Here is a 22077-nt window from a genome sequence, read left to right on the forward strand (position 1 = left end):
GCGGATCTTCCCTTACCCATCGACAAGGACATCCCCTGGCCGCCGTGATACCAATTGACATCAAGGCAGGGATAAGGGGTCTACGTTGACACGAAGTGGCTACTAATGGAAAATGCGAGCGCTGCGGCATAAGCGTGCAAGGACGTAGGGAAGGAGACATCGATGTCAACGGACCCTGCTGGGCGCCGATGCGGCGACCGATCGCCGCCATAGAATCTGGCGGTCTCATCGGTCATCCGGGAGAGTGCGCCCGTGACTGCCGTGTGAGTGCTTGGCAATTCCCCATCCTGGTTCAGGCGCACTAGGGGCACATAGACATGCGGCTCCCTTATGATATCCCCGGCGTGGATAGGCGTGGTTATTGGCTCCGGAGCCGGCCTGCGAGCTGCTACCGCTGCGGCGACTCGGACTGCATATGTAGCGTACGTCGCCGCGTATCTCGCATAAGTGAGGATTAAAAATTCACTATAGTCCAGAGCGGCTAGCGCCAATTCATGTGCCGCGTCCAGGGTGAAGCTCATGTCGCGGCGGTCGGACTCCGTCGCATCGATGAGGTCCCGGGCTCGGCTCTCGCTGAGGTCCGCCGACCTAATCGCCTCGACAAAGCTATTACAGGCCCCGCCAAGGTCGACAAATCGGTCTATGACCGATGTCGGCAGATCCAGGTCTCCGTGCAGCGGAATCAGCTCATGCGTCATTAGTCCCATATAGGCCCCCCGCTTGGATTCGCACGTAACGCTGCCGGCAACATAGTCTCGGCTCGCATACTAGGTGACGGTGGGCCGCCCTGCGTGATCTGCCTAGCGCCGGGCGCTCGGACTGCAGGCATTGAGCGAGTCGATTGAGAATCGTGTTCGTTGAACATCGCGTGCCAAATGTCGATGTTGGGCAGCGGCACCGGCTCCTCGTCCGACGGAGCATCACCACCGGTGAGGTCGCCTACGACGTCTGCTACAGACCCCGCCGCAAGCACGAACTCTTTGAGTAGGTCTTCGAACCCGGTCTCCAGGTCGACGTCGTACCGTCCTTCCAGCGTCTCGGCCCAGCGCTGGCAGTCGACGGCGGTCTCGTCGCCGTGGAGGTGGCGGCGTATCAGGCGTAGGGCATCTGCTCGGGTCAGCACGACCAACTCGTCGCTGTCCCACGGGAAGCGGGTCAGAGCTGTCGTGGTCTCGTCTAGGGGCAGACGCAGCTCGATGAGGTTCCGCAACGCGGCAACGCGTTGGGTTCGCGGCTTCCCGCTCATAGTGCTTCGACTCTGGCGGACAGGTGGTGGATGGCGTCCGACGCCGCGTACAGATGGTGATGGGCCGCATCGAGATGGTGGGCGGCTGCTCGGAGGGGGCGCCGGTAGCGTGGCACTGCCAGGTTCGGCGGGGGAAGCGGCAACAGTTCGCGGAGTTGCGCGGCCAGGTGAAATGCCGCACCGAGGTCCTGGACGGCGGCGCGGACCTGGTCCTTGACCGATCCGATGCACAGATGCTCGTACTGAGCGGTGTATGGAGCGATGGTCGGGACCGCGGCGAGTCGAGTCTCGTAGCGCGCCCGGATGAAGGCATCTGTCCCGGTACTCGCCACAACAGCCGCCAGGCCCGTCGCCGCGATCATCGGATAGCTCCGCGGCTTGCGGGCGACGATCATCGTGGCCCAGATCATCAGGGGCACCCACGAGACTAATTCGGCGCCGGCTCGACGACGGCGCGACAGCACCCGGACGACGACGGCGAGATGGTCAGCGGCGGCACGCAGACTCCGTGTCGTGTCCAAGCCCCAACCGTTGCCGTTGAGGGCGCCGTCGATGGCGGTGATGGACCTGGTTGCCGCGATCGCGCGCCGCCGCGCCACCTCCGCCCCATCGAGCAGTTCCCGGAGACCCGCTCGTCGAGTTCCTTCGCGACCGCCGCACGGCTGCCAGGTGACGCCCTCGGGCTTCCGCCCGGTGGTGGCGTATTCGGCGACGACAGCGCGGGCGGTGGCGGCCGAGACGCGTGCGAGGCGGGCGGGGATCGTGACGATGCCGAGGTCGTGGCAGTGCAGGACGGTGATGGACCGGTCCGGCGGCAACTCGACGGCATAGGTGTCGTCGAGCTGCCATCGCAGGGCCGCGCGGTCGGCGTCGATGTCAATGTCGACGCGTAGCTGCTGAAGGTCTGCTGCGGGTCCGAGCCACAACGTCTGACCGGTCCCGCCGTGGGCCTGGATCTGGGCGGCGACCTGGTCGAGCCAGGCGAGGGTGTCGGCAGGGGTTGGCAACTCGTCTGTGTGGCCGTGCCAGTCCGATCCGACGAGCAGGTGCGTCATCGGATCCCTCCGCTCTTGGGCTCCGGCAAGCCGGAGGTGCTGGTCACGCTTCGTCGCCGTCGCCTGAGCACCAGGCAGACAGCGCCGGCCAGGACGAGGACGAGCAGTGGGCATCCCATCGCCGTGTACGCCGCGCCGCTGAGCTTCAAGGCTGCCGGCCGGTCGGTGGCGGCAGCGGCCTCAGCCGGCGGCCACTGCTCCTGTGTCCGCCACAGCCGCGGTGTGGGCTTGGGTGTCAGCTCCGGGCTCAGGGCCGCGAGTAGGTTCAGCGCGCCGTGGCCGTACTGCGTGTCGCGGCCCGGTGGGCCCTTGTCTGTGGCGGTGCTGGTGAGCCGGTCCCGGACCTGCACCGCCGACAGGTGCGGATACTTCGACCGGATCAGCGCGGCGGCGCCGGCCACGATCGCCGTGGCTCCGCTGGTGCCCGTGCCCCGGCCGTAGCCGCCGAGGGATGGTCTGACGAGGTCGACCCCAGGGGCGGTGATGTCCACCTCGACGCCCGTCACCGACACCTCGCCCAACCGGCCGTCGCGGCGCGTCGCGCCTACGGCAAGCACCCCCGGGTACGCCGCCGGGTAGCCCACGCGATGCGCCTCGGGTCGGTTCCCGACACCGGCGACGAGCACCACATCGGCGTCCACCGCGGCCTGGACCGCCTCTCGCAGCGCCGTATCGGTGCCACCGCTAAGGGACATCGATATGACGGTGGCACCTGCCCGCACGGCCTCGTGGATGGCGGGTGCAAGGGTGCCTCCCGGCATGTACAGCCCCCGCCCGACTCGGATCGGGTGGACCGTCGCCTCGGGCGCGATACCCAGCGCGCCATGGGCCCTACCCGGGCCGTGCCCGCAGGCGGCTATCAGCCCGATCATCGCGGTGCCGTGACCGTCGGTGTCGACATGACCGTCGGTGGAATCGCCCATCAGGTCCACCCCCGGCTTGAGGCTGCCGGCCAGGTCGGGATGATCGGCGGCGACACCCGTGTCGGCGACCGCGACGATCGCACCCTTGCCGCGACTGATCGTGTACGCCTCGGCCACCTGGAGGGCACGCAGATGCCACTGCCGATCGCGGACCCCATCGGCCCTGGCTGGGCCCGCTCCGGTTCCCAGGACGAGCACTACGCCCACGGCCGCAGCGGCGCCTCGACGTAACCATGCCCTCATCTCGCGAATCCCTTTCCAATAGGCGGTGCTGGGTGTTGACGTCCCGGGGCCGTTGTCCGGGCACCGGAGAGAAATGACCGGTGAATGAAGACCGGGGCCGGCGGGAAGCCGTCGGCCCCGGCACTCCGGTTACAGCGCTATCAGCATCAGCGCGAGGAGCCGCTGCTTCAGCGTGCTCTGGCCCAGCCATCGCGTCAGAGCGTCAACTCGATGCTTCGCTGGCGCCTCAACGTGGCGTTCATGCCGGTCGACTGCGACAGTCATGGATCTCACCTCCTCTCCCGGGTTCTGGCTTAATTCGGCGGGGCCGGCGCCTGTTCAAAGGGCACCGGTTATCCGCTGCCGTCGGCAGCGGAGCCAATAGGTGAACTTTCCTGCGTGATCAGGGTTGGGAGGCAAACACGCCGACGATGGCGCTAGTCCCATTGCCCGCAAAGTGGAATGCCACCATGGCCTCCAAGCCCCCGGTCCTCACGGTTACTAACCCGCCTGCCACCGCGAGGCTTGTCACGAAGATGAGGCTGGGCACAACGATTCCGTGTCGCGCGTGCATTCCGACGAAAAATGCCGTCTGCACGAGGATCGCCGGCCACGGCGACCCCTTGAGGGTGCCAACCGTCTGCATCAGGAGGCCCCGGCATATGTACTCCTCCGCACTTGTCTGCGCCGCTACGGCGGCCAGCAACACCAGGAGGGTGATCGCCACGGCCACCACAGACGATCGATGCCCGTCGAGACTCGGCATAGGCAGCAACAGCAAACCGTCCGCAGCGAGAAACAGTTGGATCGGCACCAATACCGCAGCCCCGTAGCAGAAATACCTGACAAGCAGTCGCCATCGCAGACGACCCGCCACGGACGACAGCGTGCCGACTGGGCGGCGATCGATCCACCGCACAGCCAGGAGAGCCAACGGCAACCCCAGGCCAGTCACACCGAACCACAGGATGACTTTGAGGTAGTAACCCAGAACCGGCACGGTCTCAGGCGCCCAAGAGACCAAGAATCTATTGAGCGCTGATACGACCAACACTGCGGGCAGGATCAGAACAGCCAGGCACGCACGTCGCCACCAGTGCCCTCGCCGCAACCTCCCCATATCCAGGTAAGCGACTCTCGGATCCGCTGGGCGGGCCCGAGAATGGGATTTCCTTGGTGTGCCGGAGCCAGTGTTAGTTGTGGGCATCGCCGGTGTCATGACTGTCCTTTTCCTTCTTTCAGTTCAAATGTGTGAGTGGGTGGGGGTGGTGTGCCGTCGGACAAGGCGACGACCCACCATCCCGGGGCGACGCACCGGAATGTGGGCCAAGCGCCCAGCCTGCTCGACGTGACCGTTGGCGCCCGCGACGACGACGATCGGCCGCCGCCTTTCCACGGGCGCGCGCAGCCGCGATGACGGGGGGCGCGAGCGGCGCAAACGTCACCACGTCGACGTCGTGGTGTACCGCCTCCTCAACCGCGGCGGCGAGCGTCTCCGCTGTACCGGTGCTGGCGGTGCGGGGTGGCGGATGGGCAGGATCAGCGCCTGGGGTGCGATCCCGAGCGCACCGTCGCCGCGGTCGGTACCGTGTTCGTGCGTGGCGCTGAATCCGGATCGCCGGTCCGGCGGAGCCGGAGCGGGCGGCTCCGGCCGGCCCTGTCGGCGGGGCCGCGTCACGGTGTCCTTCTCCGGTTCCGGACCCGGCGGAAGCGAAACCGACGCCACAGGCTCGGCAGGTATACGAGCGTGGCGATCAACGCGATCGCGACGATTGCCACAACACACGCCAGAAGCACTTTCAGCAACAGACTGATCGCCCCGGCAACGATGAGGATCACTCCCATCCAGCGGGCGGCCCGCTCCTCCTTCTCTTCGTATTCCGCCGTTTCGGGGTCGGCGGTGACGGGTGCGCGCGTCGGTGGAACTGTCAGTGCGACGTGAGCGGTGAGGGCGGCGAGGAGGTTCAGCGCGCCGTAGCCGTAGTGGTCGTCTCGGCCGGTCGCGCCCTCGTCGACCGCGGTGGCGGTCAACCGGCGCACCACCTCACTTGCGGACAGGGTGGGGTACCGACTACGGACCAGTGCCGCCGCGCCGGCCACCACCGCCGTCGCGGCGGCCGTGCCGCTGACCTGCTCGTAGCGGCCGTCGCGGCTGGTAGTCGTCAGATCGACCCCGGGCGCGACCAGGTCGATAACCTCGCCAGTCGGTGACAGTCGGCTTGTCGTGCCGTCGCGTCCGGTCGCCCCGACGACGACCGCACCCGGCAGCTCTGCGAGGTATGCGGCGCCGCCGAGCTGTCCGTTGACGTCCACGACGACTACCACGTCGGCGGCCACCGCCGCTTCGACAGCCGCTTTGAGCCGCGTTGACGGTCGCTCGGGCAGGGAGAGTGTCAGCACCTGGGCGTTGCGGCGTACCGCCTCGTCGACAGCCTCGGCGAGGGTCGTCGCGGTGCCGGCGTCGGAGGTGCGGACGTGGCGGATCGGCAGGATCAGCGCGTCGGGTGCGATGCCGAGCGCGCCGTCACGGTGCTCGGGTCCGTGGCCGCGCGCGGCGATGAGTCCGGCCGCCGCGCTGCTCTGCCCATCGTCGTCGCGGCGTCCGTCGCGGTGCTGCCCAGTCAGGTCAATCCCGGGTAAGACGACGCCGGCGAGGTCGGGATGGGTGGCGACGACGCCGGTGCCGATGACCGCGACGATCGCTTCCGTACCCCGGCTTGTGTGATGCGCGGTGGCGACCTGGAGGGCGTCGAGGTGCCACTGCTGGGACCGCACCGAATGGCCGGACTCTGGCGGTGGGGGCACCGCGCCGGCCACGAGTACGGCGCAGGTCAGGATGAGCCCGGCTACTCCGTTGGAGAGATACCGCTGTGCAGCCCGCAGGCTCATGATGGCCCGCGGGAGCGGTTGGCGGGTCGTCACCGGGGGCCCGCCGTCGCCCCGCTCGGGGCGCCGACCGGCGAGCCTGGTGATCGCGGCGGCGTACGCGATGACCGTGCTGGCGTGGACGACCGGGAGCACCCAGGCCGCCTGGGCAGTGGTGATGGCTTCGTGGGGTGTCGGCGTGACATCGATGCCTACCGCTGCGCCGGAGACCATGCAGGCGATAGCGGCTTCAAGGCCGCCGGTCCGGATCGTCAACCAGGCGAGGACGACTGCGGTCACCACCGCATCGCCGAGCACCCATCCGTTTCGCGCGTACAGGAGTTCCGGGATGAGGACGCCCGTCACCAGGATCGCCGGCCATTGCGAGCGGGCGAAGACACCGACCGATTGCAGCCAGACACCGGTAATATACTGCTGGCTCGCGGTGCAGACGGTCAGGAGCACCAGTATCACCGCGAGGGCGGCCAGGTGCGGAAAGCCAGCCTTCCAGAGCGCAGGTACCACGGGCAGCAGGTCGGTGCCGGCGACGAGGGCGGACACCACCATCCACCCGAGGGTCGCCACGGCGGCCACCGCCGCGCACAGCGCGAGCCATCTCCACCGCAGCCGGTGCTGCACCGACCAGACCGTGCCGGGCGGTCGCCGGTCGACCAGCCGCACGACGAGCATCGAGGCGGGCAACGCCAGCACGACGCCGGCTGACTTGACGGCCAGTACGGTGTTAGCGCCCAGCAGGGGGCCGGTGGCGGGGATGACCCGCTCCGCGATTTCCCAGACGAGGTGGACGCTCACCCAGGTGAGAAGCGGCACGGTGACCGCGGTCAGGATCCGTCGGTGCCAGTGGACGGGCCAGAGCTCGCCGAGCCGATGGTAGGCACTGTCGCCCGGCTCGGGCATGCGAGTTGGATCTGCAAGGTTCGTCAGCATCGCTTTCCTGATGTGCTGGGAAGGGAGAGGGATCGTCTAGGGCAGCGACCGTCAGGTCCGTCTGGTGCGGTGGCGGAGCGTCCCGCTCAGCCCCGACCCTGGCGGGCGTCGGAGAGGTCACCGGGTGGGGCGGCGCCGGCGTGGTAGAGATGGCCGGTACGTCGGTGCGGGGCGATCCAGCTGACGATCGCGGCGTAGCCGATGAGCAGGTACGCGTGTATGAGTGGCACAGCCCACGACACTTCGCCGGTTGCGCTGGGCTGGACAGCCGAACCGGCGACGGCTTGGCCGGCGTACACGGCGGCGTGGGCGAACACCAGGGCCAGAGCGGCTTCCAGACCACCGGTCCGGAGCGTGATCCAGCCGAGGATCACGGCGGTGATCACGACGTCAAGGGCGTGCCAGTAGCCGGAGGGCTGCTGCGCCAGCAGGGACATGGACGCCGCGCCGACGATGACCGACCAGGACGAGCCATAGACGGCACCGCATGCCTGTAACCAAATGCCTGACAGGTACACCAGGGCCGCGGCCTGGCCAGCGGCGAGGATCAGCAGCACCGTGAGGGTCGCCAAGCGCGGCAGCACACCGCCCGCCTGGCTGGGGCCGCTGGACGCCACACCCAGCGGCGTAGCGACGAACGCAGACGTCACCGCCGCGGCGTGCATCGCCGCCGGAACAGCCACCGCCGCGAACACGACGAGCAAAGGCCATCGCAGCCGGCGCCGCACAGACCACACCGTGCTCGCCGGCCGGTGCTCCACAAGCCAGACGGTAGCCATCGCGACCGGCAGCACCGCCGCTGCCACTGCCCACTTGACGGCTAGCGCGGTCTGCGCTCCTAGCAGCGGCACACCGCCCTCTGGCGCAGCAGCCGCGCCCCAGTAGCCGGCGAGCCAGGCGAGAGGGCCGGCCCAGATCAGCACGAGGACGCAAGTCACGATCGGCCGCCACCGACGGTCGATCCCCGCCTGGGCGGCCAGATGGACGGGCATCAGAGGCCGGGCGGACTGGTCCGCGTGGCGGGCGCGGACGGTGAACAGGTTCAGCGGGTGCTGGATGCGAGCAAGGGGCCGCTCGGGTTTGCCAGGACCGGCATGAGTGGTTCGACCTCCCTCCGCCGTGCGCAGCGTCGTCTCCCACGTGGCGGCAAGGGCGGGAGTGAGATCCCCGAAGAGGGCGGGTGTGGCGGTCTCGAACAACAATTCTTTGAGTAGGTCTTCGAACCCGGGTTCCAGGCCGACGTCGTCACGTCTTTCCAGCGCCTCGGCCCAGCGCTGGCAGTCGACGGCGGTCACGTCGCCGTCGAGGTAGCGGCGTAGCAGGCGTAGGGCATCTGCTCGGGTCAGCGCGACCAGCTCGGCGTCGCTGTCCCACGGGAAGCGGGCCAGAGCTGCCGTGGCCTCGCCTAAAGGCAGACGCAGCTCGATGAGATCCCGCAACACGTCAACGCGTAGGTTGCGGCTCATAGTGATACCACCCAGACGAAGAGCAGGGCCGACCACGTTCGCCGCCCAGTCAGGCAGGCCCACCAACGAATAGGGGCCCTGCCCGCGGCTCCGGCGGTTTGGTCCGCGCCGCCTTCGGGACGGTGTCACCGGGCCGGCCGATCCGCACGTCCGGTACGGCGCTTATGTGCGGGTAGCCCTTGACGCCGTTTGCGCAGTGGTATCCCTACTTCCACCATCACACGCCGGATGCGTACGTACGAGCACTGGACGGAACTGGCGATTTCGTCGATCGTCCATCCCTGGACCAGGTACCGGTCGACAAGGTGGCGGGTGACGACGCGGGCTGCCCAGTCCGGCACGTTGGCCATCGAGTTCGTCCACGTCCACCCCGGCGGCAACCCCGCTTCGGTGGCACCCTCGGGCCACGCGATTTGATCATCTGGGACAGGGCTAGCGCCCCGCCGTCGGCCCCCGTTGCGGAGTGGTATCCCCAACTCCGGCAGCACCTTCTGGATGTACTTGGCCCGGCAATCAACCGATCTCCCGATTTCGGCGGTCGTCCACTCGTCGAACAGGTAGCGCTCGGCGAGGTGGAGGGTGACCACGCGGGCCGCCCAATCAGGCACCGTCGCCATCAAACTCGTTCGCGTGTGTCTCGACCGAGTCGCCGCTTGGACGGCGGCGCCGCCGCTACTTGATCGCGCCGCGGTCGGATTCAAAGGGGTGGGGCCAATCGCCGTTGAGGTCTGTCCTTCAACCGGGGATTGGCCGGAGTCGACGGTCGACGTGGGGGATACGCGCACCCTGGTTTTTCCTTGCTCGTGAGTATCTGCGGGTCGGGGGTTGATGAGTGGTTCACGGGCGCCACGGCCGGTGCGGTGCTGACAAGCTGGGGTGTTGCGGGGGGCGAATGGTGGCGGTGATGCCGGCGGCATCACTCCCGCGAAGTCGCCCAGCTCTGGCCGGCCGGGGCGGACAGGGATTTTCAGTAGGTGCGCCTGGTCCGGCTGCTGCCCGGTGGTTTCGGCTCGCTCGTGGCGGGAGGTGTCCTCGCCGGGGTGGCCAAGTGGCGGCGGACGCTTTTGACCAGCTGCGACATCTGGTATCCGAGCACGCCCGGGTCGACGTCCCGGTCCGCCAGGACGGCCAGGACCGCGCCGGCCCCCGCCGCCGAGACGAAGAGCAGGGTGTCGTCGAGTTCCGCCACCACCTGCCGGACCCCCTCGCTGTTCCCGAAGCGGTTGCCGGCGCTGCGGGCGAGGGAAAAGAGGCCTGAGGCGATCGCGGAAAGGTGGTCCGCGCCGTCGGCATCCAGTCCGTGGGCGGCCTTCTTCAGGCCGTCGGAGGACAGCAGCAGGGCACTGCGGGCGTGCGGCACGTCCTCGACCAGGCGCGAGAGCAGCCAGACCAAGTCCTGCCCCGACGGGGGCTGTCGCGTCCAGATGGAGGTGCTGCTCGCGCTCATGATTCGGTCCATGTCGTCGCAGGGGCGGAGAGTGCTGACGGTGCAGGTGTGGAGTCGAGGGCCTGACGCTGGGTTTGTCCGGCGCCGGGTGGGCCCGGTGCACGCGTTAGGTCCGCTTTCGCGAATGTGCTCATGTGCGGGCCACCACCCCGTAGAGGGCCGTTTCCTCCGCTGACGCTTCCGGCGAGGGTGGCCGGTCGGGTCGCCACTGCACGACGGGGACGAGCCCCGGCTCTAGCAGCTCCATCCCGGTAAGGAACCTGGCGATCTCGTTGCGGGTACGGGGCCGCAGGGTGCCGTGCTCGCCGGTGGCGATGACAGCGGAGAGCCGCTCGACGGTCTCGGCAGGCGGCAGATCCAGGGTTGCGTGCGACAGGACCAGGTAGCTACCGGGCGGGAGGGCCTGCGCCAGGTGGGCCACGATCCGGTAGGGATCGTCGGAGTCGGCGAGAAAGTGCAGGACGGCGCCGAGAAGCAGGGCGATCGGCTGGCCGAAGTCGAGGGTGGCGACCACGGCCGGATGCGCCAAAATCTTCTGCGGGTCACGCAGGTCAGCCTGGACGTAGGCGGTGGCGCCGCACGGGGAACTGTTCATCATCGCCGCAGCGTGGACGACCACCATCGGGTCCTTGTCCACATACACGACCCGGCACCCCGGATCGACTGCCTGCGCGACCTCGTGCACGGCGGGAGAGGTCGGGATCCCCGTGCCGATGTCGAGCCACTGACGGACCCCTGCCTCGGCCAGGGTCTCCACGACACGCAGCACGAAGCGGCGATTCTCCACCGCCGCGCAACGGATCGTCGGGAAGGCCGCCGCGATCGCGTCGCCCGAGGCCCGGTCGACGGCGAAGTTGTCCTTGCCGCCCAACCAGTAGTCGTAGCGGCGGGCCTCGTGAGGCCGTGACGTGTCGATCGCCAGGCCCTGCCCGGCCGGTGATGCCGCCGGCATCACCACCGGGGGCACCGGCACTCGCGGGGACGGATCCATACTGCTACCCATCACCGTGCCTCCGCCCAGGGACCGGACGCCTGCGCCAGAACCGGGCCGGGCGTGTGGTGCCGGGAGCGGCTGAGGTAGAGACGGATCGCCCAGATTCCCCGGCGGTATCCCGCCGTGATGGTCTCGGTGTACGACAGCAGCTCACCTGTCGTCGGGTCGACGATGATCTGCCAGGTCGAGCGGGCGCTCGTGACGGTGACCGCCACCCCGCTGCGGCCGGCGATGTCACGGGTAGGGCCGGCGTAGTGGACGCCGTCGACGGTGGCCAGGACGATCAGGACCGCGGCGCGTTGCCCACGGTTGAGGTACTGCTGGGCGGCCATGCGCGAGAGGTTGGACAGCAGCGTCTGCGTGTGGGCCTGCGGTGGTGCGTGGGCGGCCAGCTGCGCGGCCAGCGCACGGGGATCGACGAGAATCGGCTCGGGAACGAGCGCCTGCGGGTCGCCGGAGGCCGGCACGGGTTCGGCCCTGGCGAGGCGGGCCCGTTCCGAGGCGTTCGGCGGCCGGGTGAGACCGACCGGACCCGGGGCCCGCCGTTCGGTGAGGGTCGCCGGGCGGCCCTTGGTGTGACGCCACACCTCGCGGGAGCCCAACAGCCGGTCAGTGGACCGGGCCCACAGCTCACTGTCGACCTCGATGTGGGGGCCGGGGTGCGAGTCGGCAGGGACGGCGGTGATGGCGGCGGCCAGAGCGCACAGCTGCGGCAGGACCGGTCGGGGTTGCACCGGGCAGGCCGGCGGGGCCGACGGTGGTGGTTGCTGCGAGGCGCTCGGCGGCGACGGTGTGGAGGTGCTGGCGGTGCAGGCGGCTGTGGCGGGTAGGGCGAGGACGGCGAGGGCGGCTATCGCCAGGCGCTGCGCGACTCGCCGTGCGGGTGGACGCAGGTCAATCATTGGCCGGTGGTGCCTCTCGTGTCGTAGAGGGGTGAGGGGACGAGGCTGGCCGGTTAATCGGCGTCTCCGGTGCTGCTGGGCCGGTGCCGGACCGGGTGCGTCGGCCTCGACGGCCGTACCAGGCGGTGCCGGACATGGCCTCGGGCAGGCGTGGATCGGTCACGGTTGTCCCTGCGCCGCGTCGACGATCCGGAAGGCGACCGCGTGCCCGGCCAGGTTGACCGCGACACCGAGGAGGTACCACCAGATCCACGCCCACGTGGCGTCCCGTGACCACGTCCACCCTCCGACCAGGGCGACGGCGATACCGAGCAGCGCCGACGCCGCCGGCAGCGCGGCGACGAGATGGTCGATCAACGGACCGGACTTGAACCAGCTTCGAGTGGCCGCGTAATCGATCAGGTGGACAACGTTGACCGCCAGCGAGTAGACCAGGGCGGTCGCGATGATCGTTTCGGCGGCCACGGCGAGAACGACCCGCCATCGGTTCCAGGTCACCGCTGATCCGCCGCGATTCTGATCGTGCAGGAGAACGGCAGGTGGTCTGACGCCTCCCTCGCAAGGGGACTGTCGTGGACTCGACAACCGACCACCCGGCTGCGCGGCAGTGACCCGTCCGTACGTGCCGCCGTCCCGGGACGCAGGTACAGCCGGTCGAGCCGGCGACGGCCGTTGCGCTCGGTCGGCCAGTGGCCGGTCGTCGGCTCCCACGGCGCCTCCAGCATGGGCGCGAGGTCCAACCATCCAGCCTGCTGCAGCAGCTCGCCCGACCGCCAGTCGGTCGGATACCCGACCTCGGGCAGGTCGTCACCCCAGCGTGCCCGGTCGGCGTCGGTGACCCAATCTGTCGGGTCCGGGTCGTAGTACCCGTCGTCGCCTCGCCGGCTGGCGCTGGGAGCGTTGAAGTCCCCGCCGAGGAAACGGTCGCAGGTCGTCGCCGCGGTGAGGGCGACCGACAGCGCTTCCGCCTCGAACGGCCGCCGGTCCCGGCCGGCAGACGGCGGGGCGTGGTAGCTGGCCACGGCGAGCCGGTGGCCGGCGACGGTGAAGGTGGCCGCCGCGAAGCCGTGCCAGAACGGCTCGGCCTGCCAGTGGAAGCTGTCCGGGACCGGCTCGATACCGGGACTCCACAGCAACCCGAGCGCCAGCCGGTCGTGTGCGCCGAGAACACCAGCGCTCCGCCCATCCGGCAGGACGCAGCACAGACCGGTGGCGGCGGCCAGCCGACGGATCGCGCCATCGGTGTCGGACTGCTCACCACCGACCAGCTCCTGCACGGCGACGATCGCCGGCCGGGCGCCGACCGCTCCCGCCAGTACCTCCTCCACCTGCCCGTACCGCTGGTACTCCTGCCGGTAGTAGTAGTCCCGCAGGTTGTAGGTGATGAGGTCGAGCTTGGTGCCGGTCCCGCCCGCCTGAGGTGCCATCCCTTTTCCTCCGTGTCGTTCTTATCTCTATTCCTGACAGTTCAAGGCTCTTGCGCACGAAACGTCTGTCTCTGCCAACCTCCCGGGCGACCCGCGCCTGGGAGCGGCATTTGCGATAGCGGGCGGCGATGTCGGCGTGCAACGCAATGAGGTCAGGGGCGGGACCCGGGAGTGAGCCGGTCAGCTTCAGGCTGTTCTCGATGTAGCGGCGGGTCTCGCCGAGCTCCTTCGCGACCCGCGCCACCGACAGGCATCGCCGGTAGTGCTCGGCGATCACGCCGTCGAACGGCGTCAGCGCACGCACCCGTGTCCGGCCGCGTCCTCCCCCGGACGGCCGCAGGACCACCCCGGCGGCACGCAGCTGCCTGCCGACATAGCTGGCGGACCGGCCGCGCTCCCGCCCGATCCTCGCCAGGGAGACCCCGTCCTCGACGTAGCGGGAGATCATCGACTGGTCGGCCGGCACCGGCGGGCGTCGTGGTCTGGCACGGCACCGGACCGCAGCCTCGGCGTTGTGCAGCCGCCGGCGGACGGTTTCGGAACTGAGGCCGACCTCCTCGGCCAGCGCCCGGATCGAGACCTTGTCCTGCTCGTACCGGCGGACCAGATGCTGGGTCAGCGGATCCTGCGACGTCATCCTGTGCCTTGTGGTGTGGGGACCTGACCCGCCCTGAGGGTCAGGGCGGGCCAGGGTCCTAGGGAATGTCGGTCTACAGCGAGCTAGCCCGCACCGGCGCACGGCCACGTTTCCGAACGGCGACCCCTGCTCCATGCAACCGCGTGCGGACCGTCTCGCGAGAGACGCCTACCTCTTTGGCCAGCGCCCGGATCGAGACCTTGTCCTGCACGTACCGGCGGACCAGATGCTGGGTCAGCGGATCCTGCGACGTCATCCTGTGCCTTGTGGTGTGGGGACCGGACCCGCCCTGAGGGCCAGGGCGGGCCAAGGTCCTAGGGAATGTCGGTCTACAGCGAGCTAGCCGGCCAACGCGTATGTCGCACGGGTGGGCATCTCGGCCCGGCCGGTGGCCATCACCCACCACATCCACGCCGCGTAGTGGGCCACGGAGGTGTAGACGGCGCGGCCGGCACCGAGCGGCAGGCCGACCGTGAGCCGGCTCGCGATCCCGACGGCCACCCACCGACTACCGATGCGTTGCAGCGCCGGACCGCCGCTGTCGCCGGGGGTGGCCGCCACCCCATTCCGGTTGTCCACGCACAGCTCGTCGTCGGTGATCGCAGCCGCCGCGCACAGCTCGGCCGCCGCCAGCGTGGTGTCGCCTTCTTGCAGCACCTCGGGCAGGTCGATCATGTCGCGCGTGCCCCACCCGAGGAGCCGCACCTTCCCGTCACGGTCGACGACGGGAAGAGGCAGATACGGGGCATGCGGGACCGGCCGGTCGAGACGCAACATCGCGATGTCGCCGACGTCGCCCGAGGCGAACCAGTCCCACTCGGGGTGGAGGACGACCTGCGTGACCCGGGCGAGGGTGCCACCCGCGCTACGAAGGTTGGTGCCGATCCGCACCTGCCAGTTGGCCGGGTCCCTGAGGATCCGGCTGTCCATCACGGTCACACAGTGAGCGGCCACGACGACCCACCCTGCGGCGACCCCGGGGACGCCGGTCAGGAACCCGCCGCAGGTGTGCCAGGACGGCTGCCCGTTGGTCGGGTGCGCGATGAACTGAAGGCTGGCCATCCCCGGATACAGCTCGGTGGCGTCGTAGCCGCCGACGACCATCGGGGTGGGCGACGGCGGTACGGGAGGACCACCGGGTAGGCCGGTGCCACCCATCCAGTACGTCGCCTGGTCGTCGCTCTGAGGGGCAGCGGAGACAGGTTGGACCACACCGAGTCCGGCCGCGAGCAACAGCCCGACACCGATGGCTGCTGTCATGCCATTTCTGGTCAAAACATACCTTTCAATCAGTCAGCGGATATTAAGGACCCCGATCGTGCACGTGGGGTTGCCCGGTTCCCGGCTCCGCTGGTGTCCGGGACCGGAAGATCTGCGCTACCGGCGGCGGGCCGCTGTCATTCGCGCGTGCGGGTGGCGGTCGGCTCTGCCTGTGCTGCCGCTGTCCGCGACGGCCAGGGCTGGAGCGCCCAACCGAGGAGGAGGCTCGCGACCGCCGCGCCCCGGTGGGGCAGCTGGCCAACGCGGTGCCATTCGACCCGCTGGCGGACCAGCCCGCGTCCCAGCAGTTCTGCACGCAGCCGGGGCAGGATCTGGACATCCCACACCAACACCTGCTGCCGGTTGACCTGGTCGATCGCCCTGACCGCGGCCTCGGCCCGGTACATCACCAGCGCGGGATGCTCCAAGCCGGCCGGCCGCGAGCGGGCCTGTAGCCGTACCGCCCGCGCGACCGCCAGCCGGTAGCGGGCCGGGCCACGGCGGTCCCCGTCGCGCCAGTCCAACAGCTGGTCCACCGCGCGGGCCCGTTCCTCCATCACCACCAGGCCGGCGCGGCGGACCAGCTCCAGCGCCCGTATCCCATGGACACGCCAGCCAGCCGACGGCTGGAACGACACCTGTTTGGCGACCCATCCCAGGGTTTCGGCCCGTCCGATCTGCAACTCCTCGGCGCCGATAAGGCCGCCGACGACGCGGCGTTCGGCTGTGCTCGCCCGAAGACGGTCCTCAGGCGGGTTCCAGGGCACTTCTTCGAAATCCACGACTGCTCCCGGTGCGCCTGCCAACTCGTGGACGATCCTGCGCAGTCGGGTGTAATAGGACGCTTCTCCTATCGGGTACGTGCCCACCAGGACGACTGACCATCCTTCGCAGTCCCGGTGGGTGTAATACTCCACCGGTGTTTCGAGGCTGCAGCCCCCGGTGATCCGCAGTGACTCACTCATGACGTCGGGATCCCTCAAGACGTCGAGGCTTTCTCCCACTGCTCCGCCGCCTTTCTGATTTCCCGCAGTGATGCTTCCGGGTCCAACGCTGAGCCTTCGATCTGCGCTTGGGTGACGATGTACTGGCCGACGTCCCAGCTGTTGCTGGCGACGGTGGTGCCTCCTCGGTCGCGTTCACGCGAGAGCGCTAGTGGCTCGGGAACTGGCAGGGTCAGCAGCATGTACGCGCTTTCCGGCCTGACCGGCGTTCTGGTCGGAAGGATTCGCACGCTCACGTTGCGCCGGTCGGCCATGGCCAGCAGGTGCCGCATCTGCCGTTCCATCGTCCCGGCGGTGCCGACCTGCCGCCGCAGCACCGATTGGGCTATCACGACGTTGAGATGTAGGGGGTTGTTGTCCCTGGTGAGGACGCGCTGCCGCCGCTGGCGGACCTCGACCCTGCGGGGCACGTCCCGCCGCAGCAGCTCCACACCTCCCTTCCCGGCACTACGACGAGTCGGCGTGGCGGTTAGCTCATGCAGCAGGGCTGTCGTGTACTCACGCGTTTGCAGAAGCCCGGGGACTACCGCGTCGGAGAACTGTCGTATCAATAACGCGCTGTCTTCAAGCCCGAGGAACAAGGTGAAATACCGCGCTAGAGCCGGTTTCGCGCAGTCATCCCACCAGTCGTGTCCCTGTTCAGACTTCCTCGCCAGATCCGCCAGCGCCTCAACGTCCGTCGATGACGGCTGGTACACATCGCACAGGGCCAGCACATCGGCAACGGTCGTACGCCGCGCGCCGTCTTCAATCTGCCGGATTGTCATCTCGGTTCGTCCCGCGCGCCGGGCAACGACATCTATGGCTAAGCGCTTCCTCATCCGCAGGGCGTACAGGCACCAACCGATGTACCGCCGGGTAAGCGTGGGAGTTGGTGGTTGGTGGGTGCCCAGCATTCCGAGGAAGGTCGCGGGGGCCGGATGGCGAAGACTCATCAGGTAGGCGGCTTTCAACAAGTGGCGTGAACGAGTGGGTGGGGATGGTGTGCCGCCGGAGGCAACGGCACACCATCCCCCGGGGAAGGGCGCCGGGACCGGAACGGGGGGCCAGCTCCGACGCCCCCTGCCAGCGCCGCGCCGAGTTATCCCGGCGCTGGCAGAGGTTGGGGTGGCCGGACCATCGGCCAGAACGGCGGACCCGCGTCGGGCAGGAACACCGGCTCCTCGCCCTCGTAGCCGAGGCGGCGGTACAACCGGGCAGCGGCCTCACTGCTCGCGTCCAGCGACGCGGGCAGTCCGAGGACGTCCAAGAGGCTGTGGTGCCGATCCAGCAACGCGGCGCCGATTCCCTCGCCCTGGCGGGTCGGGTGCACGGCCAGAAACGCCAGGTGGTGGCGTGGCATGGCCGGGGCCGCGCTGTCGAAGGCGTCGTCGAGGACCAGGAAGCGGGGGGCGTACCGGCCGCACTGGCTCAGGAGCAACCCGTCGTACTGGTACGGCAGGGGGATCGCCCCGGAAGTGGCGTCGAGCCAGACCGCGGCCCCCGACAGGTCCTCCGTCGCGTACACCGCCCCGTGGCCGAACGCGTGCGACACCCAGATCCGGAAGTTCGCCGCCAGCACGGACCGCCGCGCCTTCTCGTCGGCAACGAGCCAGCGGGACACCCCCAGGTCCTCGAAAGAGGCCGCGATCACCTCGGCGATCGGCTGAGACTCAGCCGGGTCCGGTTGGATGATCCGGGGGCCGGTCATCGGGACGACCCGTCCAGGACGACCGGGGCGGTCAGCGCGCGCGGATCGGGGTCATCGGGAAGCTCGGCGAGCACGCTCCTGACCCCCTGCCCGATCCCGGCGTAGGTCCCGGGCCGGACGCACCGCAAATACAGGGCCCGGACGACGCCCGCGACCATGAGCGCGCCGAACATGGCAGGCACGGCGATCAGTAGCGGGGAGTCGGGGTCGACACCGAGGAGCAGGTCCAGGTTGGTCAGCACGGCGTAGGTCATGGCCAGCAGGATCAGCGCGGCGACGAGCGGCAGGACGACGGCCCGCGCACCCTGGCAGCGGGCGAGGAAGAAGACGATCGCGATCGACGTCAACGTGATCAGCAGCAGGATCCCGACACCGCCGACGGTGCCACCGAAGTAGAACAGGTGGACGAGAGGATCCAGGTCAGCGATGGCGTAGACGGTGATGACGGTCAGGCCGATGACCGTCTGGATGAGGGAGCCAGCGACGGGCGCGCCCGTGCGCCGGCTGCTGTAGGCGACCCAACGCGGGACCACCCCGTCCCGGCCCGCGCTGAACGCGTAACGCGCGAAAGCTTGGTGGAAGGAGAGAGTCGCGGCGTTGACGCTGGTCAAAAACAAGACCCGGCCGATCAGGACCGCGACGGGCCCCAGGGTCACGTTCACGACGAGCCAGTACATGTCCGGGCCGTGCTGGCGTGCGGAGTCGACCAGGTGTGCGGTGCCGATCGTGGCGGCCTGCGACCAGGTGGACAGGACGTAGAGGACAGCGGCGGCGAGGATCCCGCCGTAGGTGGCCAGCCCGACCGTCCAGTGCGGCCGGCGCGCGTCCTCCACGAGCACAGCACCTTGCTCGACCCCGACATAACCCAGCAGCACGAGCGCGCAGGTGGCGCCGGCGGCCGATCCGGCGAACAGTTGCCGGACGTCCAGCACCTCCAGGGCCATCCCGTTGTCGGAGGGATGGAGCGGGCCTGCGACCGCGACGACCAGGATGAACGCGACCTCCGCGAGCAGGAGCACGGCGAGCAGCCGGCCGGAGATCTTGATCTGGGTGAGGCCTAGGCCGCCGACGAGTACCGCCGCGCCTCCGGCGAGCAGCCACCACGGCGGGTTCCACCCGAGCTCACGCATCAGCGGCGCCGCCGCGGTCCCGGTCACCCCGTACAGGCCGACTTGCAACAGGCAGTACGAGGCGAGCGCCATCCACGCCGCGCCGACGCCCAACGGCTTGTTCAGCCCGGTGGCGCTGTAGGCGTAGAAGGCTCCGGCGTTGGGGACGTGCCGGCCCATCTTGACGTACCCAGGCGCCCATAACATCAGGACGACACCGACGACGGCGAATCCGGCGGTGAAGTTGATGAGGCCGGTGACGGCGATGCCGGTCGGGTAGACCGCGGTGACCACGGTCAGCAGCGTCGCGGACGCCAAGATGAACGACACGAGTTGGGGCACGCCGAGTTTGCCCGCCGAGGTGGCGGCCGACACGCTGCGCGGATGTTGTAGAGGGGTCATCGGGGGTGGCCTCCCGGGGAACTGGGCTAGCGACGGTGGGACAGCGTGATTTGGTCGACTGCGGCTTTGGTGACGGCGGTCAGCGCCCACAGCGGGAGTGCTTCTCGGATCCGCTCTTCCACGTGCCGCTCTGCCTTGCGGATCTGCCCGTCGTAGACCACGGGGGCGAGCAGGTCGAGGATCATCATCAGGCGGGCGAGCAGCAGCTCCTCCCACCCGCACACGCCCTGTCCGGTCAAAGCGTTCGCGATCCGGGGTGCCCGCCAGGCGATGTCGGTGGCCCTGTCCCGGCTGGCTGGTCTGGCCACGACCGTCCTGGACCAGAGACGTCGGGTGACTGCGGGGATGATCCAACCCCGGTCACGTAGCCGGCTGACGATCTTGTCCGGGTACTCCTGCGCGAGGTAGTCCAGCCACCCGGCGACCGGGACGGCCCCCGGCTCGGCGAGGATCCGGTGTTCCACCGTGGCCGCGAGCGGGTCGGCGGGCCGGGTCCGTTGCTGCACGACCACGAGCCGCCGGCCCCGGATGTCGAGACGCCCGGCGAGGACCAGCTCGCCGAGCAGCGCGGCGGCCAGGGCGAGACGGACGGCCCGCTCGGGGCGCCGGTACCGGCCGGTCCGTTCGTCGAGGGCGATCAGGTACAGGTCGTCGGCGAGGGGCAGGTGGGGGTTGGTGCGGTAGGCCGGCTGGCGCGGTCGCCAAATCATCGGCTCGGACTGGGGCGGTTCCTCTTGGGTGGGCCATCCGTCCGTCCGGTAGCCCGGGTATGGGGAGGTGGTCGTTGCTGTGGGGGCAGCGGCGTGCCCGGTGACGGGTGATCCGCTGTGGCGTCGTGTCATAACCTGGTCCGTCGGGGGATGTCGGCGCTGCCTCGGGGGAGAGTCAGCGCGCGGGCGACTGGCGCGGGGTACCGGCGGTCCGACCGGGGAAGCTCACCTTGCAGGTCTGGCAGGTCACGGAACCGCCGCAGCGGGGACACCATCGCCGGCTTGTCCGGTAGGCACACAGCCCGGCGATGAATCCGACGACGAGTCCGGCCACAGTCGCCAGTACGAGCGCGATTCCCACTGGTTCCACCGCCAACAGCTGCTCATAGACGAAAAGCATGTTGCGAATCAACGATCACGGAATGGTTCGCGGCTGGGAATGCCGACCTTCGGTCCGACTTCCTGCACTGACCTTGGGTCCGACCGCCCTCTGAGCTGGGCATTCATCACGGTCAGCCGACCGCATGAAGATCGTCTGGCCAACTGTTGGGGTTAGATTGAGTGCACCCGGCCGGCGGTGATCGCCAGCCGGGTGTGAATGGACCGCGGAGGCTGCCGGTGACTCGTCCCAGTCCGTACGTCCGTCGGCGGTGGCTAGGACGCGAGATTCGCCGCCTGCGCGACGAGCACGGCATCTTGGCCGAACCGCTAGCACGCGCGGTCGGGTTCCCACGGCAGCAACTCAGTGCCCTGGAAAACGGACATCTTGGCCCCGACATCGACCTGGTCAGCGCGATCTGCGACTACCTGACCGTTGGCGCCAAGCGACGGATGACGATCATGGATGCGGCGGCCGACGGCTGGTCTCACGGGTGGTGGAAGGCCGACGCCGAACGGATGGGCGTGCGACAGGCTACCTACGCTGATCTGGAAAGCGGCACCAAGAGCATCACCGAATACACCCTCCTCATCCCCGGCCTGCTGCAGACGACCGCGTTCGCCGACGCCCGGTTGCGCAGTGACCTTGCGCGTCAAGCCGATACGTTCGACCCCGCCGCCGCCGTCACCGCCAGAGCACACCGCCAGCAACTACTACTCGCCGCCGACGGCCCGCACTACAACGTCGTGATCGACGAGATCGCGATCCGACGCCGCGCCGCCGAACGACACATCGTTGCCGATCAACTGCGGCACATCATCGCCGTCTGCGCGGCCCACTCGTCCGTAGAAGTCCGGGTGCTGCCGATCGGTGCCTCCATCGAGAAGCACAGCGCGCCGCTGTCGCCGTACTCGATCTACCGCTACCGCGACACGCCGGGCTCGGTGGCCGTCGCGGTCGACACCCTGACCAAGGACCTGGTACACACTGAAGGGCATGAGGTCGGCCCCTACCTGGACCTGCACAGCCGCCTCAGAGCCGCCGCGCTAACGCCCCACATGAGCATCCGCCTGCTCCATTCGGCGGCGCAGGATCTGGCACCCGCCGAAGGAGTTCCAGCATGACCACACGGCAGTACACGAACTGGCGCAGTTCCAGCCGCAGCGACCAGGGAAACTGCGTCGAATTCGCCATCGCAGGCGACGGCACCGTCGGTGTACGCGATTCCAAAGACACCAGAGGGCCCGTCCTAGAATTCGTCCCGGCCAGTTGGCGCGCCTTCACCGATGACCTCCGTGCCGGCAGATCTGCCTGACAGTGTCCATGGCGAGGTTGCCCGGCTACGGCGCTCTCACCACCGGCTCTGGCGCCTCAGCCCATACAGCTCGATG

General features: G+C 69.0%; 20 protein-coding genes and 1 pseudogene. 2 read left to right on the forward strand and 19 right to left on the reverse strand.

Annotated features, from left to right (window positions below):
- Nucleotides 1-697 precede the first annotated feature (697 nt).
- The 19 genes and pseudogenes from ACQEUR_RS10400 to ACQEUR_RS10490 form a co-directional block, all read right to left on the reverse strand.
- The gene (locus ACQEUR_RS10400; protein WP_433028805.1) at nt 698-1246 is read right to left on the reverse strand and encodes a hypothetical protein; all 549 of its coding nucleotides are present in this window, start codon (nt 1244-1246) and stop codon (nt 698-700) included.
- Nucleotides 1243-2301: an Imm1 family immunity protein gene (locus ACQEUR_RS10405; RefSeq protein ID WP_433028807.1), complete on the reverse strand. Its 1059-nt coding sequence runs from the start codon at nt 2299-2301 to the stop codon at nt 1243-1245. The genes ACQEUR_RS10400 and ACQEUR_RS10405 overlap by 4 nt, the downstream gene beginning before the upstream one ends.
- On the reverse strand, nt 2298-3467 hold the full coding sequence (locus ACQEUR_RS10410; RefSeq protein ID WP_433028809.1) for a S8 family serine peptidase: 1170 nt from the start codon (nt 3465-3467) through the stop codon (nt 2298-2300). The genes ACQEUR_RS10405 and ACQEUR_RS10410 overlap by 4 nt, the downstream gene beginning before the upstream one ends.
- 382 nt (nt 3468-3849) lie before the next feature.
- Nucleotides 3850-4446 (reverse strand): lysostaphin resistance A-like protein, encoded by a 597-nt coding sequence (locus ACQEUR_RS10415; RefSeq protein WP_433028811.1) that lies wholly within the window; start codon nt 4444-4446, stop codon nt 3850-3852.
- Nucleotides 4447-5120: 674 nt separating this feature from the next.
- Nucleotides 5121-7229: a S8 family serine peptidase gene (locus tag ACQEUR_RS10420; protein ID WP_433028813.1), complete on the reverse strand. Its 2109-nt coding sequence runs from the start codon at nt 7227-7229 to the stop codon at nt 5121-5123.
- Between the two features lie 116 nt (nt 7230-7345).
- Nucleotides 7346-8725 (reverse strand): hypothetical protein, encoded by a 1380-nt coding sequence (locus ACQEUR_RS10425; protein ID WP_433028815.1) that lies wholly within the window; start codon nt 8723-8725, stop codon nt 7346-7348.
- A gap of 967 nt (nt 8726-9692) precedes the next feature.
- Nucleotides 9693-10172, reverse strand: coding sequence for a roadblock/LC7 domain-containing protein (locus ACQEUR_RS10430; protein WP_433028817.1), 480 nt, complete (start codon nt 10170-10172; stop codon nt 9693-9695).
- Between the two features lie 130 nt (nt 10173-10302).
- Nucleotides 10303-11175 carry an SAM-dependent methyltransferase gene (locus ACQEUR_RS10435; RefSeq protein WP_433028819.1) on the reverse strand — a complete coding sequence of 291 codons (873 nt, stop codon included), beginning with the start codon at nt 11173-11175 and terminating at the stop codon, nt 10303-10305.
- Nucleotides 11175-12068, reverse strand: coding sequence for a hypothetical protein (locus ACQEUR_RS10440; protein ID WP_433028821.1), 894 nt, complete (start codon nt 12066-12068; stop codon nt 11175-11177). The genes ACQEUR_RS10435 and ACQEUR_RS10440 overlap by 1 nt, the downstream gene beginning before the upstream one ends.
- A 159-nt stretch (nt 12069-12227) precedes the next feature.
- A complete protein-coding gene (locus tag ACQEUR_RS10445) occupies nt 12228-12566 on the reverse strand; it encodes a hypothetical protein (RefSeq protein ID WP_433028823.1) in 339 nt (112 codons plus the stop codon).
- A complete protein-coding gene (locus ACQEUR_RS10450; RefSeq protein WP_433028825.1) occupies nt 12563-13495 on the reverse strand; it encodes an endonuclease/exonuclease/phosphatase family protein in 933 nt (310 codons plus the stop codon). Before ACQEUR_RS10450 ends, ACQEUR_RS10445 begins: the two co-directional genes overlap by 4 nt.
- A gap of 484 nt (nt 13496-13979) precedes the next feature.
- Nucleotides 13980-14267 (reverse strand): annotated as a pseudogene (locus ACQEUR_RS10455) (helix-turn-helix domain-containing protein); the annotation flags it as partial.
- Nucleotides 14206-14388, reverse strand: coding sequence for a helix-turn-helix domain-containing protein (locus tag ACQEUR_RS10460; protein ID WP_433028827.1), 183 nt, complete (start codon nt 14386-14388; stop codon nt 14206-14208). The gene ACQEUR_RS10460 and the pseudogene ACQEUR_RS10455, both read right to left, overlap by 62 nt.
- An 83-nt stretch (nt 14389-14471) precedes the next feature.
- Complete coding sequence (locus ACQEUR_RS10465; protein ID WP_433028829.1) at nt 14472-15392, reverse strand: S1 family peptidase; 921 nt, start codon at nt 15390-15392, stop codon at nt 14472-14474.
- Nucleotides 15393-15529: 137 nt separating this feature from the next.
- On the reverse strand, nt 15530-16375 hold the full coding sequence (locus tag ACQEUR_RS10470) for a hypothetical protein (protein ID WP_433028831.1): 846 nt from the start codon (nt 16373-16375) through the stop codon (nt 15530-15532).
- Nucleotides 16372-17331: a helix-turn-helix domain-containing protein gene (locus tag ACQEUR_RS10475; protein ID WP_433029011.1), complete on the reverse strand. Its 960-nt coding sequence runs from the start codon at nt 17329-17331 to the stop codon at nt 16372-16374. The genes ACQEUR_RS10470 and ACQEUR_RS10475 overlap by 4 nt, the downstream gene beginning before the upstream one ends.
- Before the next feature lie 146 nt (nt 17332-17477).
- Nucleotides 17478-18086, reverse strand: a complete 609-nt coding sequence (locus tag ACQEUR_RS10480) for a GNAT family N-acetyltransferase (protein WP_433028833.1) — start codon at nt 18084-18086, stop codon at nt 17478-17480.
- Nucleotides 18083-19597 carry an APC family permease gene (locus tag ACQEUR_RS10485; protein ID WP_433028835.1) on the reverse strand — a complete coding sequence of 505 codons (1515 nt, stop codon included), beginning with the start codon at nt 19595-19597 and terminating at the stop codon, nt 18083-18085. The genes ACQEUR_RS10480 and ACQEUR_RS10485 overlap by 4 nt, the downstream gene beginning before the upstream one ends.
- A gap of 26 nt (nt 19598-19623) precedes the next feature.
- The gene (locus ACQEUR_RS10490; protein ID WP_433028837.1) at nt 19624-20307 is read right to left on the reverse strand and encodes a GPP34 family phosphoprotein; all 684 of its coding nucleotides are present in this window, start codon (nt 20305-20307) and stop codon (nt 19624-19626) included.
- A 618-nt stretch (nt 20308-20925) separates the two neighbouring features.
- On the opposite strand from ACQEUR_RS10490, the gene ACQEUR_RS10495 reads away from it, so the two are divergent.
- Together ACQEUR_RS10495 and ACQEUR_RS10500 are read left to right on the forward strand one after the other, a co-directional pair.
- Entirely contained in the window at nt 20926-21810 is an 885-nt protein-coding gene (locus ACQEUR_RS10495) for a helix-turn-helix domain-containing protein (protein WP_433028839.1), read from the forward strand.
- Complete coding sequence (locus ACQEUR_RS10500) at nt 21807-22001, forward strand: DUF397 domain-containing protein (RefSeq protein WP_433028841.1); 195 nt, start codon at nt 21807-21809, stop codon at nt 21999-22001. Before ACQEUR_RS10495 ends, ACQEUR_RS10500 begins: the two co-directional genes overlap by 4 nt.
- The last annotated feature ends 76 nt before the right edge of the window (nt 22002-22077 follow it).

The sequence above is a fragment of the Plantactinospora sp. CA-290183 genome (assembly GCF_050936375.1).
Taxonomy (GTDB): domain Bacteria; phylum Actinomycetota; class Actinomycetes; order Mycobacteriales; family Micromonosporaceae; genus Plantactinospora.

What these genes read in the sequence shown, in the direction of transcription:
- ACQEUR_RS10400 (WP_433028805.1), bottom strand. Translation starts at nt 1,246, where the DNA reads ATGAGCGGGAAGCCGCGAACCCAACGCGTTGCCGCGTTGCGGAACCTC.
- ACQEUR_RS10405 (WP_433028807.1), bottom strand. Translation starts at nt 2,301, where the DNA reads ATGACGCACCTGCTCGTCGGATCGGACTGGCACGGCCACACAGACGAG.
- ACQEUR_RS10410 (WP_433028809.1), bottom strand. Translation starts at nt 3,467, where the DNA reads ATGAGGGCATGGTTACGTCGAGGCGCCGCTGCGGCCGTGGGCGTAGTG.
- ACQEUR_RS10420 (WP_433028813.1), bottom strand. Translation starts at nt 7,229, where the DNA reads ATGCCCGAGCCGGGCGACAGTGCCTACCATCGGCTCGGCGAGCTCTGG.
- ACQEUR_RS10425 (WP_433028815.1), bottom strand. Translation starts at nt 8,725, where the DNA reads ATGAGCCGCAACCTACGCGTTGACGTGTTGCGGGATCTCATCGAGCTG.
- ACQEUR_RS10430 (WP_433028817.1), bottom strand. Translation starts at nt 10,172, where the DNA reads ATGAGCGCGAGCAGCACCTCCATCTGGACGCGACAGCCCCCGTCGGGG.
- ACQEUR_RS10435 (WP_433028819.1), bottom strand. Translation starts at nt 11,175, where the DNA reads ATGGGTAGCAGTATGGATCCGTCCCCGCGAGTGCCGGTGCCCCCGGTG.
- ACQEUR_RS10440 (WP_433028821.1), bottom strand. Translation starts at nt 12,068, where the DNA reads ATGATTGACCTGCGTCCACCCGCACGGCGAGTCGCGCAGCGCCTGGCG.
- ACQEUR_RS10450 (WP_433028825.1), bottom strand. Translation starts at nt 13,495, where the DNA reads ATGGCACCTCAGGCGGGCGGGACCGGCACCAAGCTCGACCTCATCACC.
- ACQEUR_RS10460 (WP_433028827.1), bottom strand. Translation starts at nt 14,388, where the DNA reads ATGACGTCGCAGGATCCGCTGACCCAGCATCTGGTCCGCCGGTACGTG.
- ACQEUR_RS10465 (WP_433028829.1), bottom strand. Translation starts at nt 15,392, where the DNA reads ATGACAGCAGCCATCGGTGTCGGGCTGTTGCTCGCGGCCGGACTCGGT.
- ACQEUR_RS10475 (WP_433029011.1), bottom strand. Translation starts at nt 17,331, where the DNA reads ATGAGTCTTCGCCATCCGGCCCCCGCGACCTTCCTCGGAATGCTGGGC.
- ACQEUR_RS10480 (WP_433028833.1), bottom strand. Translation starts at nt 18,086, where the DNA reads ATGACCGGCCCCCGGATCATCCAACCGGACCCGGCTGAGTCTCAGCCG.
- ACQEUR_RS10485 (WP_433028835.1), bottom strand. Translation starts at nt 19,597, where the DNA reads ATGACCCCTCTACAACATCCGCGCAGCGTGTCGGCCGCCACCTCGGCG.
- ACQEUR_RS10490 (WP_433028837.1), bottom strand. Translation starts at nt 20,307, where the DNA reads ATGATTTGGCGACCGCGCCAGCCGGCCTACCGCACCAACCCCCACCTG.
- ACQEUR_RS10500 (WP_433028841.1), top strand. Translation starts at nt 21,807, where the DNA reads ATGACCACACGGCAGTACACGAACTGGCGCAGTTCCAGCCGCAGCGAC.